Raw genomic sequence first — 16,109 nt, 5'->3', positions numbered from 1 at the left:
GACGATTCCGCAGTCCTTCTCCACGAAATGGCGGGCAGCGCGGGAAGAAAGCGCGGAACCGAAACCGGGCACACGCGCGGGAGCCCACCAGCGCCACGCCGGACTCCCCGGCCTGGCCACCCACCGCCATCACGCTCAGTCAACGGCGACTTGCCCGACCGGGCACCGAACGGGCACCGCACTCGGAGCGAATCCGCCCCAGGAGCGCACGTAGCACGGGTTGATGCCGACCAAGCGCAGCTCAACCCCCCAGCGCAGAGTGGCCCTCGTCACTCCACGCCGGTCACTTTTGGCAACAACACCAGTCCACGCGAGGTGACATCGAGCGCGCTTGACCCGATCACACCCGCCCGTGCAACCGAATGCAGCAGGGATATCTTTTCCGGGCACCCGGTGATTAGCCGGGAGCGGAACCGGCCCCACCCCGAGACGCTTGCCCGCACGTCCGGCAATGGTGAAGATGGAACGGTGGACCGCACCACGAACGCGAGTCGGACTCCGCGCGCACCCGAGATCCAGTCGGCCGTCGAGGACCTCGTGGTGGACCTGCCGGGCCGGGTCGGACGGGCGTTCCTGGTGGACGGACCACCCGGCTGCGGCAAGACGACGGCCCTGGGGCGGCTCGTCGACCGGGTCGCCGACGGGGACCACCTCGTGCTCACCGCCACCTGCACCCCGCCGGAGACGGGGCTGCCGTTCGGGGTGCTCGACCAGCTGGTGGCCTCCCCCGGCGTGGCCGGGGTCGACCCGCGCCCGGTCGCCCGCCTCGGCGGGCTGCTCGCCCCGGCCGCGCGCCCGGTGGACGGGGCGGCGCCGCCCCGGCTCCACCACTCGCTGTGCGCGGCGCTGATCGCGCTGTCCGAGGCGGCGCCGCTGGTCATCGCGGTGGACGACGTCCGCCACGGCGACACCGCCTCGCTGCGCGTGCTGCTGCAACTGGTGCACCGGCTGGACACCGCGCGGGTGCGGCTGCTGCTCACCGACGACCTGCTGCTGCCGTCGGGCTTCCCGCCGCTGCGCCACGAGCTGCTGCGGCTGCGCGGGCTCGGCCTGGTCCGGGTCGCGCCGCTGCCCACCGCCAGGGTGCGGGAGGAGGCGGTGCGCGCGGTCGGCGCGGACGTCGCCAAGCGGGTCGACTTCGCCGCGCTGACCGGCGGCAACCCGCTGCTGCTGCACGCGCTGGCGGAGGACGTGCTGGAGTCGGGCGAGCCGCGCGAGACCGGCTACGGCAACGCGTTCCTGTCCTGCCTGCACCGCAACGAACCCCTCTTCCCGGACACCGTGCGCGCGCTGGCCGTGCTGGGCGGCGGATCGGCGTCGGACCTGGGCAGGCTCTCCGGGCACGAGCCGGAGCGGGTCGCCCAGGTGCTGAACGCCCTGCGGGAGTCGGGGCTGCTGGCCGGGGACGGGTTCCGGCACGACGCGGCCCGCCGCGCGGTCGTCGCGGACATCCCGGTCGCCGAGCACGAGGCGCTGCGCCACCGCGCCGCGCGGCTGCTGCGCGACCGGGGCGGGGCGGTCACCGACATCGCCGGCCACCTGCTGCGGGCGGGCCGCGTCACCGACCCGTGGGCGGCGGGCCTGCTGGTGGACGCGGCGGAGCTGGTGGCGCAGCGCGGCGAGCCCGCGGCGGCGGTGGCGCTGCTCCAGCGCGCGCTCGACTGCAGCCCGGACCGGGTGCGCAGGGCGGCCGTGCAGGCGCGGCTGGCGGCGGCCGAGTGGCTGGTGAACCCGTCGACCTCGGCCAGGCACCACACCGCGCTGCTGGCGGCGTTCCGCGCGGGCAGGTTGTCGGTGCGCGACAGCGCGACGCTGGTGGAGCACCTGCGCTGGGCCGGGAGCACCGCCGACTCGGACGCGGTGCTCGCCGGGCTGCGGGCCGACCCGCGCGCCGCCGAGGAGGTGCCGGTGCTGGAGCACTGGCTGGCTGGCGCCTACCCCGGTGCGGCCAGGCCGGGGACCGCGCCGGGGCGGGACGTGGACTCCGCGCGCACCAGGGCGGAGCAGGCGCCGAGGGCGAACGCGGTGCTGCTGGACGTGCTGGTGGCCGGGGACGGCGACGACGTGGCCGAGCGGGCGGAGGCGGTGCTGCGGGAGGTGCGGCTGGCGCGGGACCCCGGCGGCTCCGGCGGTGCGGCCGTGCCTGCGCTGTCCGCGCTGCTCTACTCGGACCGCGCGGACGTGGCCGCCTCCTGGTGCGAGCAGCTGCTGTCGGCGCGGGCCGTGCCGCTGCTGCCGGTACCGCGCGCGCAGGTGCTGGCGCTGGCGGCCGAGTCGGCGCTGCGCCGGGGCGACCACCCGAGGGCGGACGAGCTGGCGCGGGAGGCGCTGACCGTGCTGCCCCCCACCGCGTGGGGGGTGTCGGTGGGGCTGCCGCTGAGCACCCGGATCCTGGCGCTGACCAGGATGGGCCGCTGCGACGAGGCGGCGGCCGTGGTGGCGCGGCCGGTGCCGAACGGGGTGTTCGGGCACCGCACCAGCGTGGACTACCTGCACGCGCGCGGGCACTTCCTCCTGGCGCGGGGACGGCCGCGCGCGGCGCTGGGCGACTTCCTGCTGTGCGGGGAGCAGCTGACCCGGTGGGGTCTGGGCGGCGGGTGCGCGCCGGTGCCGTGGCGGACCGCGGCGGCGGAGGCGTGGCTGGCGCAGGGCGACCCGGACCGGGCGCGGGCGCTGGCGCACGAGCAGCTCGGCAGGCCGGGCTCGGACAGCAGGCGGGCGCGCGGGCAGGCGCTGCGGCTGCTCGCGGCGACCGGCCCGGTGAAGCGGCGCCCGCGGCTGCTGCGGGAGGCGGTGGCGGTGTTCGAGGCCGTGGACGACAAGTACGAGCTGGCGCGGACCCTGCGCGACCTGGGAGGGGCGCAGCGGGCGCTGGGCGAGCACGCGCTGGCGCGCCGGGTGGTCCGGCGCGGGTGGCACGTCGCCCGGATGTGCGGGGCGGCGCCGCTGTGCGAGGAGCTGATGCCCACCGCCGACGGGCTGGTGCCCGCGCAGCAGGCGTCGGCGGCCTGCGGGTCGGACACGGGCCGGTTGACCAGCTCGGAGCACCGGGTGGCCGCGCTCGCGGCGTCGGGGCTGACGAACCGGGAGATCGCGGTGAAGCTGTACGTCACGCACAGCACGGTGGAGCAGCACCTGACGCGGGTGTTCCGCAAGCTCGGGATCAAGCAGCGGGAGCAGCTGCCGCCCGCGCTGAGCGCCGACCGGTCGGGGTGACGCGCAGGGGCGCCCCGAGGGGGTGCGGGGCCGCCCCTGCCCGATCTGGATCGTGTTCGGTCGCGCAGAGGGGTGAGTCGACCGCGGCTACGACCACGACAAGCACCGATCGCCTGGCACCGCGGCGTGAACCGGCTACGCGTCCGCCGGGAACGCCGCGACGACATCCGCGAAGCCCTCCTCGGCCCCGCCGCCCGCATCACCTGCCACCGACACGCCCAGCGATTCCGCTAGGACCTCTCAGGCCCGCGGCATCGCGGCCAGGGTGGCGGCGACGACGTGCTCGTCGACGTCGCGCACCAGCTCCGCGCCGCGCGGGCCGTCGAGCACGAACGCCAGGCCGCCGGTGGACTTCTTGTCGCGGCGCACGAACCGCAGCAGCTCGTCGTCCGGCACGCCCGGCGGCAGCGCGACCGGCAGCCCGTAGCCCGCGACCACGGCGTGGTGCTCGGCCACCCGGTCCGGGCCGATCCGGCCGAGCGCGCCCGCCAGGCGGCCGGCGAAGACCGTGCCGATCGCGACGCCCTCGCCGTGCCGCACCGCGAAACCGGTGGCGAGCTCCAGGGCGTGGCCGAGGGTGTGGCCGTAGTTGAGGGTGTGCCGCAGGCCGCGGTCGCGCTCGTCGGCGGCCACCACGCGGGCCTTGAGGGCGACGCTCGCCGCCACCTGGTCCAGCAGCGGCAACCGGTCAAGGCCCGGCGCGCCGATGAAGTGGCAGCGGGCGATCTCGCCGAGGCCGTTGCGCAGCTCGCGCTCGGGCAGGGTGGCGAGCAGGTCGAGGTCGCACAGCACGGCGGCGGGCTGCCAGTAGGAGCCGACGAGGTTCTTGCCCTCGGGGAGGTTGACCGCCGTCTTGCCGCCGACGCTCGCGTCGACCTGGGCGAGCAGCGAGGTCGGCACGTGCACGACCGGTGTGCCCCGGTGGTAGAGCGAGGCGGCGAGGCCGACCGCGTCGGTGGTGGTGCCGCCGCCGCAGGAGACGACGACGTCGGCGCGGGTCAGGCCGAACTCGGCGAACCGGCTGCACAGGTGGGCGACGGTGGCGAGGGTCTTGTCGTGCTCGCCGTCGCGGGCCGGGAGGACGAGGGAGGGGACGCCGGGGTCGGGCGTCTGGTCCGGCGGGCGGGCGGTGACCACGACGGCGCGGCGCGCGCCGAGGGCCCGCACGACGTCCGGGAGGGCGGCGCGCACGCCGTGTCCGATGTGGACGGTGTAGGCGCGCTCGCCCAGCTCGACCCGGACCTCGCGGGTGGTGGCGGTGGTGGGCACTGCTTCCTCCTCGGGAGGGCGGGACGGGTGGTGGGGCGGGCGGCGGAGCGAGGGCGCGGGCCCTCAGCCGCAGGCGGCGCCCGTCACGAGCGCGGTGCGCAGGGCGAGCGCCGCCCGCGCCGCCACGGCCGCGCCGACGCCGAGGCGGTTGTGGGTCAGGGTCGCCTGCTCGAACAGCACCGGCAGGGCCGGGCGGCGGCGGTCCGCCGCGGTGCGCAGCTGTTCCAGGTAGCGCCGCCACGCGCCGGCCGAGCCGACCACGCGCCCGCCGGGCGACGGGCCCTGCGCGGCGACGGCGGCCTCGGTGCGCGCGGCCGGGCTGAGCGGTCTGCCCCAGCTCTGCCAGCAGTGGAACAGGAACGCGGGCCTGGCCGGTTCCGGGGCCAGCGCGACCAGTTCGGCCAGGTGGCGCCGCACCGTGGCCTGCGCGCCCGACCCGCCGGGGTCCTCGCCCCACGCCGGGCCCACCGCCGCCGCGACGTCCAGCGCCAGTTCGCTGGAGGCCGTCGCGACCTCGACCAGCGGCTCGACCGGACCGCCCGGCAAGCCCTCGCCCGCCGGGTCGACGCGCAGCTCGCGGGCCGCCGCCTCGGCGCGCAGCACGGCGAGCACCGGGCCCCGCGCGGCCTCGGTCGTGCCCAGCCACAGCGCCACCCCCGTCCCGCGCAGGAACGACCAGTGCGCGCCCCGGTCCCGCGCGCGCAGCTCCCGCACGACGGGGGGCAGCACCTCGGCCACCGGGCGGGCGTCGCCACCACCGGCCAGCGACCAGCCGGACCAGGACGGGGCGCCCGCCGCCGGGGGGCCACCGAGGGGCGCTTGCGCGGAACCGGTCCGCGTCATGTCCACCACCACTTCCGCCTCGGCGGGAACGGGGCCTGCCCGCGCGTCACGTCCGGTCGTCGGCGAGGTGGGCCAGGCACCAGTCGAGCACCTGCGAGGGCTTGCGGACCGCCGCGTCCGGGTTCGCCGCCAGCAGCTCCGCCTCGTCCGTCTCGCCCCACAGCGCGGCCAGCGCCGGGTAGCCCGCGGCGCGGGCGCTCGCCAGGTCGGTCAGGGCGTCGCCCACCATCACCACCCGGTCGGCCGGGACGCCGAGCAGGCCGGTGGCCAGCAGGAGCATGTCCGGCGCGGGCTTGGGGTTCACGACCTCGTCGGAGCCGATGACGTGGTCGAACAGCTCCGCCAGGCCGAGGGTGGTCAGCAGCGACCGGGCGCGCGGGCCGCTCTTGCCGGTGACCACGGCGGTGCCGAAGCCGTGCTGCCGCAGGTCCGCCAGCAGCTCCGGCGCGCCCTCGAACACCTCGACCTCACCCGCGAGCCGGTAGCTCTCGCGGACGAACGGCCCCTCCACCTCCAGCGGCAGGCCCATGATCCGCATGATGTCCGGGAAGTACCGCCCCAGGTGCCGGTTGTACTCCTCGAACGGCGCGGGCCCGTCGCCGACGACCTCGGTGTAGGCGATCTCGAACGCCTGCCGCATGACGGCGAAGCTGTTGACCAGCACCCCGTCGAGGTCGAACAGCACGGCCCGGTCGTAGGTCGCGCCCGGAACGTGCCGGTGGGGCGCGGGGGCCTGGGGGACGCGGGGGCGCGGAGGAGTGGTCGTGGGGGCGGCGGTCGCCGGAGCGGCGGTCGCCGGAGCGGCGGTCGCCGGAGCGGCGGTCGCCGGAGCAGTGGTCGCCGGAGCGGCGGTCGTGGGGGCGGCGGTCGTGGGGGCGGCGGTCGCGGCTCGCGCGTCCACGGCCCGCGCGTCCACGGCTCGGGCCCGCACGACTCGGGGATCGGTCTGTCCGGTGGTCATCACGGGGCTCCCGTCGGGGCGAGGTCGACCGGCGCGTGTCGTCGTTCGGCGCACCGCACGGCGTCGGCGGCGCGGTAGACCCGTTCGATCGCGCCCGCGATCCAGCGCGCCCCGGACGCGGCCTCGCCGCGCGCGGCGGGGTCGGCCAGGCGGGCGGGCAGGCTCGCGAGCTGGGCGTCGTACTCGGCGCCCACCGGCTCGGCGGGCAGCTCGACCGGGGTGGTGCGGCCGTCGGTGGTGAGCAGGAGCCGCGACGGGCCCTCGCGGTTCGGGCTGAAGCCGAAGGTGCAGCGCAGCTCGGCCGTGCCGCCGCTGCCCTCCACGCGCACGACGGTGGTGTCCAGCGCCTGGTGCGAGGCCCAGGCCGCGCGCACCCCGATCGAGATCCCCGACCGGGTGACGAGGAATCCCCTGGCGGTGTCCTCCACGTCGCCGACCACCGGGTCCGCCTGCGCCCCGTCGCCGCGCCAGGCGGCGCGGAACGCGTGGTCGTCGACGAAGTCCGCGGACACCGCGCCGGTGACGTGCTCCAGCTCCGCGCCCTCCGGGTCACCGGTGGCGCCGCGCAGCAGCACGCGGGCGGTGTCGAGCAGGTGCCAGCCGAGGTCGACCAGCGCGCCGCCGCCGGAGCGGGTGCGGTCGGTGAACCAGCCGCCCCGGTCCGGGATGCCCCTGGACCGCACCCAGGACACGTCGACGTGCCGCAGCGCGCCCAGCGACGCGGCCACCTCCCGCAGCGCCCGCACGTCGGCCCGGTGCCGCGCGGCGCTCCCGCCCAGCAGCACCGCGCCACCGGCCCGCTCGGCGGCGGTGAGCGCGGCGGCCTCGGCGGACCCCAGGCACAGCGGCTTCTCCAGGAACACCGGGACGCCCCGCCGCAGCAGACCGGACGCGACCGGCGCGTGCAGGTGGTTCGGCACGGCGACCACCGCCAGGTCGACCTCGTCGCGGCGCAGGTCCTCCGCCCGCTCCAGCGCGGCGACCCCGGTGAGGTCGCCGAGCACGGCGGCGCGGGCCCGCGCGGACGGCTCGACCACGGCGACCACCCGGTAGGCGGCGCCGCCCAGCAACCGGGGCAGCCACACCTCCCGCGCCACCCACCCGAGCCCGACCACCGCCACCCGCACCGGTCCACCGCGCACGCCACCGCTCCCGGCGCTCACGCCACCTCCCCCGTCCCCGGAACCCGCACCGCCGCGCTCACGCGCCCGCGACCACGTCGGCCACGACCGCGGCCAGCCGGCGCACCTGCTCCTCGGCGCCCAGCAGCACCCGGTGGTGCAGCCACACGCAGTCGCGGGTGATCTCCTCCGACACCGGGCACCGCGCGGCCAGCTCCTCGGGGGTCAGGTCGGGCGCGCCGGTCTCCCAGAACGCCTGGGTGCGGTAGACCGCCCGGAACGCCATGAAGGCCGGGATCCCGCGCCGCACCAGCTCGTCCACCACCGCGTTGCGCCGCTCCTCGGTGACGCCGGGCATCCGGAACATCGCCATGTAGCTCGGGTTGCGGTCGCTGCGCGGGTCGACGGTCTGCGGCACGACGCCGTCGATCCCCGCCAGCAGCGCGGACAGCACCGGCCAGCGGGCCTGCCTGGTCGCGATCTGCGAGTCCAGCCTGCCGAGCTGGGCGCGCAGCACGGCGGCGGAGAACTCGTTCATCCGGAAGTTCGAGCCCGAGGTGAGGTGGAAGTAGCCGCGGTCGCCCTTGGGCCTGCCGCAGCTGTGCAGGACGAACGCCTTCTCCCACTGGGCCTGGTCGGCGAACAGGACGGCCCCGCCCTCGCCCGCCGTCATCAGCTTGCCGTTCTGGAAGCTGAACGTGGCGATCGACCCGAGCTCGCCGACCCGCTTGCCGCGCCAGTGGGCGCCGTGCGCGTGGGCGGCGTCCTGCACGACCGGCACGCCGGTGCTCGCGGACAGCTTGTCGAGCCGGTCCATGTCGGCGAACTGGCCCGCCATGTGCACGGGCATGATCGCCGAGGTGCGGGAGGTGACGGCGTCCTCGGCGGCGGCGACGTCCAGGCAGTAGGTGTCGGGGTCGACGTCCACGGGCACGGCGACCGCGCCGAGGCGCTGCACGGCCTGCGAGGACGAGATGAACGTGAAGGCGGGCACGATCACCTCCGTGCCGGGGCCCACGTCGAGCACCTGGAGGGCCAGCTCCAGCGCGTGCGTGCCGTTGGTGACGGCGAGCGCGTGGCCCGCGCCGTGGTACTCGGCGAACTCGCGCTCGAACTCGTCGACCTCGCTGCCGCCGACCCGCCACCACTGGCCCTGGTCCAGCGCGCGCAGCAGGGCCGCGCGCTCGGCGTCGTCGTGCTGCGGCCAGGCCGGGAAGTCGATTCCTGCGTCCGGAGAACTGCCCATGAGCCCCTGTCCCGTCGTTCGCGGAAATGGCGCGGGGGAATTCACCGCGGCCGGCTTTCGGAATTCGACGCTACCGATTCCGCAGATCCCGACCAACCCCCTTGACCTCCCCCTAATCCCCCCTGTTCCCAGGCCATCACCGCAGCACGCGGGCACGGCGGCGCGGTCGTGCGCACAATTGGATGAACGGGAACCGGGGTGTCCGCACGCCCCGGTGACGCTTTCGGGGAAAGGCGTCCGGCGCGGGCGAGCTGCCGCGCGCTCGCGGCCCCTCACCCCTCAGTGCTCGATCTTGTGGTCGGAGCACCCCGCGAACACCACTACGATCACCCCATGGGGGCTCTGATCGTCGCGGTGGTGCTGCTCGTCGTCTTCCTGGTGCAGCTCAAGCGGGAGCCCAGACGACTGGGCAACGGCGTGTACCTGCTGATGAGCCTGGCGTTCCTCGCGCTCTGGCTGCTCACCCTGGCCGAACCGCAGACCAGGGTGCTGGTGGTCGGCGCCGTGGTGCTGATCGCCCCGGTGTTCGTCGTCGTGATCGCGCTCTTCCTGATCGCCAACGGCGTGACCCTGCTGCGGCGCGAGGGTTTCAAGCCGGGCAACGCCCTCTCCTTCGGCGCGGGCACGGCCATCCTGGGCGTGGTGGGCGGCCTGCTCCTGGTCCTGCTGTCCGCGCTGCGCGAGGGCTCCCCCGAGCCGTGGGTGCTGGCGGCGGCCGGTTCGCTGTTCCTGCTCGCGGGCTACCTCGGCTTCGCCTTCACCCTCTTCCTGCTCTACTCAGTGCTCTACGGCCGCGTCCGCAAGCGCACCGGCCACACCGCCATCGTCGTCCTGGGCGCGGGCGTCCCCGGAGGCCGCGTCACCCCGCTCCTCGCGGGCCGCCTGGACCGCGCGCTGAAGCTCTACCGCCGCGCCGCGGCCAAGGGCGCTTCCCCCCTGGTGGTCGCCTCCGGCGGCCAGGGCCCCGACGAGCCCGCCTCCGAGGCCGAGGTCATGGCGAACTACCTGCGCGAGCGCGGCATCCCGGACGAGGCGCTCCTGGAGGAGCGCGAGTCCACCTCCACCTGGGAGAACCTCCGCCTCTCCTCCGCCCTGCTCGCCGAGCGCGGCGTCACCGGCAGGCTCCTCGTGGTCACCAGCAGCTACCACGTCCCCCGAGCCGCGATCCTGTCCCGCCGCGCGGGCCTGAAGGCGGACGTCCGGGGCGGTCGCACCGCCTGGTACTTCGTCCCGAACGCCTTCCTCCGCGAGTTCGCCGCGCTCCTGGTCCAGTACCGCGCCCTCAACGCCCTGGCCGCCTGCACCGCGCTGTCCGTCTTCCCGCTGCTGGCCTACGGCGTCTGAGCGCGCCCGGACGCCGTCACAGGTCCAGCGGCGCCGACCCGAAGGCCACGTTGAACCGGTCGCACCACACCACGACGCTGCGCAGCCCCGACAGGTCCGCGTCCTCCGGGATCGGGTAGTTCTGGTTGCCGTCGGTGGCCTTCATGGGGCCGAGCGGCAGGTAGCGCCCGTCGTCGTACTTGCCCCACTCGCCGCCCGCGGTCGCGTCGGAGAGCCAGATGTGCAGGTCGGGCCCGTCCGAGGTGGAGAACCCCTCCAGCCGCAGCACGCGCGCGGCCCCGTTGCGCAGCACGGTGGCGGTGCCCCGCGTCTCGTGCTCCTGGGTGACGAACCCGCCCGTGGCCAGCACCGCGGGCTGGTCGACGGGCGCCGACGTCGGGGCGCTGGGCGTCGGGGCGCCGCTGCTCGCCGCCCCGGTGCTCGGCCCCGCGCTGGTCGAGGCGGTGAACTCGGCGGGCAGCGCCTCGTCCGCCTCGCTGCGCGTCCACAACCGCCACGGCTGGAACACCCACAACCCCACGAGCGCGGCCACCACCACGACCCCGGACACCACCACGACCGCTCTCCTGCGCACGGGACTGCGCACCACGCCACCTCTCCGCTCTCCGCCGACGACCCGACCACGGCGACCCTGGCAGGCGACCCGCCACCGGTCCGCCCCGGTCAGGTCCGCGCACCGCGGGCCCGCCGGGTCGACCGCCCGTCCGGTGCGCTCCTGCCACCATGCCACGGCCCGGCGCTCGCGCGTCGCGCCCGATCACCACGACCACCGCGACGCGCCGGCCCCCGGCAGCGACTAGGCTGCTCACCGGGGTCGTCACGTCGATCCCGAGCGGGTTGAACAGCCAGCCCACCGCAGTCACAGCAACAGGACGAGAGGAACGGGCCGGTGTCCGAGCTGGATGCAGCCGCGGTGGTCACGGTGGCTTCCGACGTGGTGCGCGGGGTGCCCGTGCTGCGCGTCGCCGGGGAGATCGACGCCAACGTCGCGGACGAGGTCCGCCGGGCGCTGCTGCCCTGGTTGGACGGGTTGCGCGGGCCGGGGGTGCTCGACCTGACCGGGGTGCGGTTCATGGCCTCCACGGGGTTGTCGCTGCTGGTCGAGGCGGCTCGGCGCGGCCGGGCGCGGCTGGTGCTGGCCACCGCGCAGCGCGGCGTGCTCCGGCCGCTGCAGCTGACCGGGATGAGCGCGCTGCTCCCCACGCACCCCACCGTGGACCTGGCCGTCGACGCCCAGCGCGGGGCCGACCTGACCAGGATGCCCAGCACGGCCTGACCACCCTCGGTCCGCGGGCGACCCGCCCGCGGACCACCAGCACGGCGCCCAGGGGGACGAGATCACAGCAGGTCGAAGACGCGATCCCGGTCCGCGCGCTGCGGAGCCGGTCGGCGTGGGCGCTCCCACCACGCCGGTGGACCCGACCCAGGCACTGGCGACGCCCCCGACCCCGGCAACGGCTCCACCCCAGGCCCCGCCCCCAGACCCGGTCACGACTCCACCCCCGCCCCAGGGCGCGGCCACGGCGACACCCCCGCCCCTGGGCGCAGGTGTCGCCACCGCCACCGCCCTGACGCTGGCGCTCGTCGGGGCCGCGGCCCCGGCGAGCACCGACCACAGCGCGGGAAAGGCGGCCATCATGGACGAGGTGGACGACCCGACCACCCAGCCCGCCCCCGAGCCCGGCACACCGGCACCGGCCACGCTGGACCTCACGGCCCGCCCGGCCCTGGCCGAGGTGCGCCGCTGGACCGGCGCGCTCCTGGCCGACGCGGACGAGGAGTCGGCGGACGACGTGCTGCTCGTGGTCAACGAGCTGGTCGCCAACGCCTACGACCACACCACCTCCCCACTCGCCCTGCGCGTCACGACCACCCCGGACCACGTGCGCGTGGAGGTCGAGGACGGCTCCCCCGACCCGCCGCGCCCGGACCTCACCGCGGGCCTGCGCCAGATCGGCACGCGCGGGCGCGGCCTGCTGCTGATCCGCCAGCTGACCGACCGCTGGGGCAGCGCGCCCCACCCCGGCGGCAAGACCGTGTGGGCGGAGCTGCCGAACGTCCCCGCGCCCTGAGCGCCGCCCCCCGACGCCGCGGCCCGAGCGCTCACGAGCACTCGGGCCGCAGCGGGACGGCAACCTCAAGACCGGCGCAGGCGCAGGCAGGACCGACCCCTCACACCTCCCGCCGCAGCAGGTCCTCCTCCGTCTCCCGCCGCACCAGCACCCGCGCGACGCCGTCGCGCACCCCCACCACCGGCGGCCTGCCCACGGCGTTGTAGTTCGACGCCAGCGCGTGGTGGTAAGCACCGGTCACCGGCACCGCCAGCAGGTCCCCGGCGCGCACGTCCTCGGGCAGCGGCACGTCCTCGGCGAGCACGTCGCCCGCCTCGCAGTGCCTGCCCACCACCGTCACCGGCGCGCGCCGCCCGCCGCGGCCGACCAGGCGCACCGCGTACCGGCTCCCGTACAGCGCGGGCCTGGGGTTGTCGCTCATGCCGCCGTCCACGGCCACGAACACCCGCCTCACCCCGCGCTTGACCGCCGCCACCCGGTACAGCGTCACGCCCGCCCGCGCCACGACCGCCCGCCCCGGCTCGATCGACAACCTCGGCACCGGCACGCGCCGCAGCGCGCACTCGTGGCTCAGCGCCACCCGCACCCGGTGCGCGAACCCGCCCAGGTCGAACTCCCCCTCCCCCGGCAGGTACGGCACCGCGAACCCGCCGCCGAGGTCCAGCTGCTCGATCCGCACCCCGCACGAGGCGATCAGCCCGACCACCCGCCGCGCAGCCTCCTCGTACACCGCGACGTGCCGCACCTGCGACCCGACGTGGCAGTGCAGCCCGACCAGGCGCAGCGACGGCTGCTCGACCACCCGCAGCACCGCCTCCAGCGCGTCCCCGCCCGCGAGCGAGAAGCCGAACTTCTGGTCCTCCACCCCGGTCGCCACCGCCCGGTGGGTGCGCGGGTCGACGCCGGGGGTGACCCGGACCAGCACGTCCTGCGGCCCCTCGGCCAGCGCCCCGAGCTGCTCGATCTCGTCGAACGAGTCCACCACCACCCGCCCGACCCCGTACCCGAGCGCGGCCTTGAGGTCCTCAGGGGTCTTGACGTTGCCGTGCAGCAGGACGCGCTCCGCCGGGAACCCGACCGACCGCGCGATCGCCAGCTCCCCGGCCGAGCACACGTCCAGCGACAGCCCCTCGTCCGCCACCCACCGGTACACCTCGCGGCACGGCAGCGCCTTGCCCGCGAACACCACCTCCGCCTCCGGCAGCGCCTCCCGGAACGCGCGCGCCCGCGCCCGGACCGTGCCCTCGTCGAGCACCTGGCAGGGCGTGCCGAACCGGGCGGCGAGCTCGGTCGCGGGCACCCCGCCGAGCAGCAGCTCCCCCCGCTCCAGCCGGGTCCCGAGGGGCCACAGCCCCGTCTCCAGGGCCGGTTCGCCGGTCATGCCGACGCTGGGCAGCAACTCCGCGAGTGTCATGCCCGCCAGCACACGCCCGGACCGGGCCGGGCGACAGCGGCGCGAACGCGTCCCTGACGGCGCGCCGGGCGGGATTGACGCCGCCCTGACCCGACCAGCCGACCAGCCCGCGAACCGCCCCCGAACCCGCCCGCGCATTCCCCCGAACGCCGACCGCACGGCGATTTTGATGCTTTTTTTACGCCGGGACGCCGCGATATTCACTCCCCCGGACCGCGCGGGGACGTTGACTTCTCATGCCCGACGACGTCATCGAGGAGAGACCCCGAATGTCCGAAACACCGGTTTTCGCCGTTCCACCCAGGGTGGAGAGCCCGGTACGCCCGACCTCGCCCGCGAACCGGGTGGGGCGCTGGCTGCTGGAGCACCGGGTGCAGCCGGCGGGACCCGCGGGCACCGACCAGCACAGCACGCCCCAGGCCTGGTGGAAGGTCATGTGCCTGACCGGCGTCGACTACTTCTCGACCCTGTCCTACCTGCCGGGCATCGCGGCGCTGGCCGCCGGGGCGGTCTCGCCGCTGGCGACGCTGCTGATCGTCGCGCTGACCCTGTTCGGGATGCTGCCGATGTACCGCCGCGTCGCGCACGAGTCGCCGCACGGGCAGGGCTCGGTGGCGATGCTGGAGGACCTGCTGCCGTTCTGGCGCGGCAAGCTGTTCGTGCTGGTACTGCTGGGTTTCGTGGCCACCTCGTGGATCATCACCATCACCCTGTCGGCGGCCGACGCGTCGGTGCACGCGCTGGAGAACCCGCACGCGCCCGCGTTCCTGCACGGGCACGAGGTGCTGGTCACCGTCGTGCTGCTGCTCGTGCTGGGCGGGGTGTTCCTGCTCGGCTTCACCGAGGCGGTCAGCGTGGCGATCCCGCTGGTGGCGGTGTTCCTGCTGCTCAACGCGGTGGTCGTGGTGGCGGGCGTGCTGGAGGTGATCGCGGACCCGGCCGTGCTGGACGGCTGGTTCGCGGCGCTGACCTCCACCGGCGGCGGCGGGGTGCTGGGCGTGGTCGGCCCCGCCGTGCTGGCGTTCCCGCTGCTCGTGCTCGGCCTGTCCGGGTTCGAGACCGGGGTGAGCATGATGCCGCTGGTCGAGGCGAAGGGCGCCGACGACGCCGAGCGCCTGGCGAACCGCGTCCGCAACACCCGCAAGCTGCTCACCGCCGCCGCGCTGATCATGTCGGTGTACCTGGTGGCCACCAGCTTCGTGACCACCCTGCTGGTGCCGGTCGAGCAGTTCCGCCCCGGCGGCGAGGCCAACGGGCGGGCGCTGGCCTACCTGGCGCACGAGCTGCTCGGCGAGTGGGTCGGCACGGCCTACGACATCAGCAGCGTGCTGATCCTGTGGTTCGCGGGCGCGTCCGCGATGGCCGGGCTGATCAACATCGTGCCGCGCTACCTGCCCGCGTACGGCATGGCCCCGGACTGGACGCGCGCCGTCCGCCCGGTCGTGCTGGTCTACACGGTGATCTGCGTCGGCATCACGGTGATCTTCCAGGCCGACGTGGACGCCCAGGCTGGCGCGTACGCGACCGGCATCCTGGCCATGATGGTGTCGGCGTCGGTGGCGGTGACCCTGTCGGTGGCGCGCGCCCGGCGGCGCGGCGCGGCGACGGCGTTCGCGGTGCTGACCCTGATCCTGGTGTACGCGCTGGTGGAGAACGTGATCGAGAAGCCGGACGGCATCACCATCTCGTTCGTGTTCATCGTCGGCATCATCGCCGTCTCGCTGGTCTCGCGGGTCTCGCGCACCACCGAGCTGCGGGTGGAGCACATCGAGTTCGACGAGACCGCGCGCCGGTTCATCACCGACTCGATCGCCCACGACGGCGCGCTGACCGTGATCGCGAACCGCAGGCAGGCCGGTGACGTGGCCGAGTACGCGGACAAGGAGGCCGAGCAGCGCGGGGTCAACCCGGTGCCGGGGCAGGCGGACGTGCTGTTCCTGGAGATCGACGTGGTGGACCCGTCGGACTTCAGCGACGTGCTGGAGGTGCGCGGCGTGGAGGTGGGCGGCCACCGGGTGCTGCGCGCGGACAGCCCGGCGGCGCCGAACGCGATCGCCGCGATACTGCTGGCGCTGCGCGACTGCACCGGGGTGCGCCCGCACTGCCACTTCGCGTGGAGCGAGGGCAGCCCGCTGGGGCACCTGTTCCGCTACCTGCTGGTGGGGCGCGGCGACACGGCCCCGGTGGTGCGGGAGATCATCCGGGCGCACGAGTCCGACCCGGAGCGCAGGCCGGGCATCCACGTGGGGGCGTGACGGAGGGGCGCGCGCCGGGCGCCGGGGCGGGATCGGCGAGCGGCGCGCACCGCCCGCCACCGCCGAGCCGCCCGGTCACCGTCCGCGACAGCGATCCCCCCGGCCCGCTCCCCCATTCGTGAGCTGCGCTGATACCCAGATCACCCCGCCCGTCAACGACGCGTAAATCCCCCTGGTCACCCCGTCAAAGACCCGTCAGCACCCCGCTCACGCCGTTTTCCCCGATGCACCCTTCTGGCGTCGCGGCCCCCACGAACGGGGGCCGCTCGAAGTCGGGAAGGGAGCACGCTCATGGCCGACCTGGCCTACGCGTCGCTGCTCATCGCTGTGTTCGGGCTGCTCGTCCTCGCGGTGCGCGGACTGGAGCG

12 protein-coding genes are annotated in these 16,109 nt (G+C 75.7%); 5 read left to right on the top strand and 7 right to left on the bottom strand.

Translation table 11 applies throughout. The annotated features are described in order from the left end of the window. The first annotated feature begins 468 nt into the window (after nt 1-468). Entirely contained in the window at nt 469-3,216 is a 2,748-nt protein-coding gene (locus CNX65_RS37855; RefSeq protein WP_177154602.1) for a helix-turn-helix transcriptional regulator, read from the top strand. A gap of 240 nt (nt 3,217-3,456) precedes the next feature. On the opposite strand, the gene CNX65_RS16535 is transcribed toward CNX65_RS37855, so the two are convergent. The 5 genes from CNX65_RS16535 to CNX65_RS16515 form a co-directional block, all read right to left on the bottom strand. After that, on the bottom strand, nt 3,457-4,485 hold the full coding sequence (locus CNX65_RS16535; protein WP_096494080.1) for a 3-dehydroquinate synthase family protein: 1,029 nt from the start codon (nt 4,483-4,485) through the stop codon (nt 3,457-3,459). Between the two features lie 63 nt (nt 4,486-4,548). After that, nucleotides 4,549-5,328: a hypothetical protein gene (locus CNX65_RS16530; protein ID WP_157767682.1), complete on the bottom strand. Its 780-nt coding sequence runs from the start codon at nt 5,326-5,328 to the stop codon at nt 4,549-4,551. 46 nt (nt 5,329-5,374) lie between these two features. Continuing rightward, a complete protein-coding gene (locus CNX65_RS16525; protein WP_096497824.1) occupies nt 5,375-6,013 on the bottom strand; it encodes an HAD-IA family hydrolase in 639 nt (212 codons plus the stop codon). A gap of 275 nt (nt 6,014-6,288) precedes the next feature. Continuing rightward, the gene (locus CNX65_RS16520; protein ID WP_232519866.1) at nt 6,289-7,452 is read right to left on the bottom strand and encodes a Gfo/Idh/MocA family protein; all 1,164 of its coding nucleotides are present in this window, start codon (nt 7,450-7,452) and stop codon (nt 6,289-6,291) included. A gap of 37 nt (nt 7,453-7,489) precedes the next feature. Further along, entirely contained in the window at nt 7,490-8,656 is a 1,167-nt protein-coding gene (locus tag CNX65_RS16515; protein ID WP_096494076.1) for a DegT/DnrJ/EryC1/StrS family aminotransferase, read from the bottom strand. A gap of 333 nt (nt 8,657-8,989) precedes the next feature. On the opposite strand from CNX65_RS16515, the gene CNX65_RS16510 reads away from it, so the two are divergent. Further along, the gene (locus tag CNX65_RS16510) at nt 8,990-10,000 is read left to right on the top strand and encodes a YdcF family protein (RefSeq protein ID WP_096494074.1); all 1,011 of its coding nucleotides are present in this window, start codon (nt 8,990-8,992) and stop codon (nt 9,998-10,000) included. A gap of 16 nt (nt 10,001-10,016) precedes the next feature. Here CNX65_RS16510 and CNX65_RS16505 read toward each other — a convergent pair whose 3' ends face one another. Continuing rightward, complete coding sequence (locus CNX65_RS16505) at nt 10,017-10,586, bottom strand: DM13 domain-containing protein (RefSeq protein ID WP_232519865.1); 570 nt, start codon at nt 10,584-10,586, stop codon at nt 10,017-10,019. Nucleotides 10,587-10,889: 303 nt separating this feature from the next. Between CNX65_RS16505 and CNX65_RS16500 the strand changes: the two genes are divergently transcribed. Further along, entirely contained in the window at nt 10,890-11,276 is a 387-nt protein-coding gene (locus CNX65_RS16500) for an anti-sigma factor antagonist (RefSeq protein WP_096494070.1), read from the top strand. Nucleotides 11,277-11,637: 361 nt separating this feature from the next. After that, the gene (locus tag CNX65_RS16495; protein ID WP_096494068.1) at nt 11,638-12,072 is read left to right on the top strand and encodes an ATP-binding protein; all 435 of its coding nucleotides are present in this window, start codon (nt 11,638-11,640) and stop codon (nt 12,070-12,072) included. 100 nt (nt 12,073-12,172) lie between these two features. Here the strand turns inward: CNX65_RS16495 and lysA are convergent, their stop codons facing one another. Then, nucleotides 12,173-13,486 carry a diaminopimelate decarboxylase gene (gene lysA / locus CNX65_RS16490; RefSeq protein ID WP_096497822.1) on the bottom strand — a complete coding sequence of 438 codons (1,314 nt, stop codon included), beginning with the start codon at nt 13,484-13,486 and terminating at the stop codon, nt 12,173-12,175. A 269-nt stretch (nt 13,487-13,755) separates the two neighbouring features. On the opposite strand from lysA, the gene CNX65_RS16485 reads away from it, so the two are divergent. Continuing rightward, nucleotides 13,756-15,741, top strand: coding sequence for an APC family permease (locus CNX65_RS16485; protein ID WP_096494066.1), 1,986 nt, complete (start codon nt 13,756-13,758; stop codon nt 15,739-15,741). Nucleotides 15,742-16,109 lie beyond the last annotated feature (368 nt).

Source organism: Actinosynnema pretiosum, assembly GCF_002354875.1.
Taxonomy (GTDB): Bacteria; Actinomycetota; Actinomycetes; order Mycobacteriales; family Pseudonocardiaceae; genus Actinosynnema; species Actinosynnema auranticum.
Note: the sequence above shows the minus strand (reverse complement) of the source record. Positions and strands in the feature narration are given on the sequence as shown.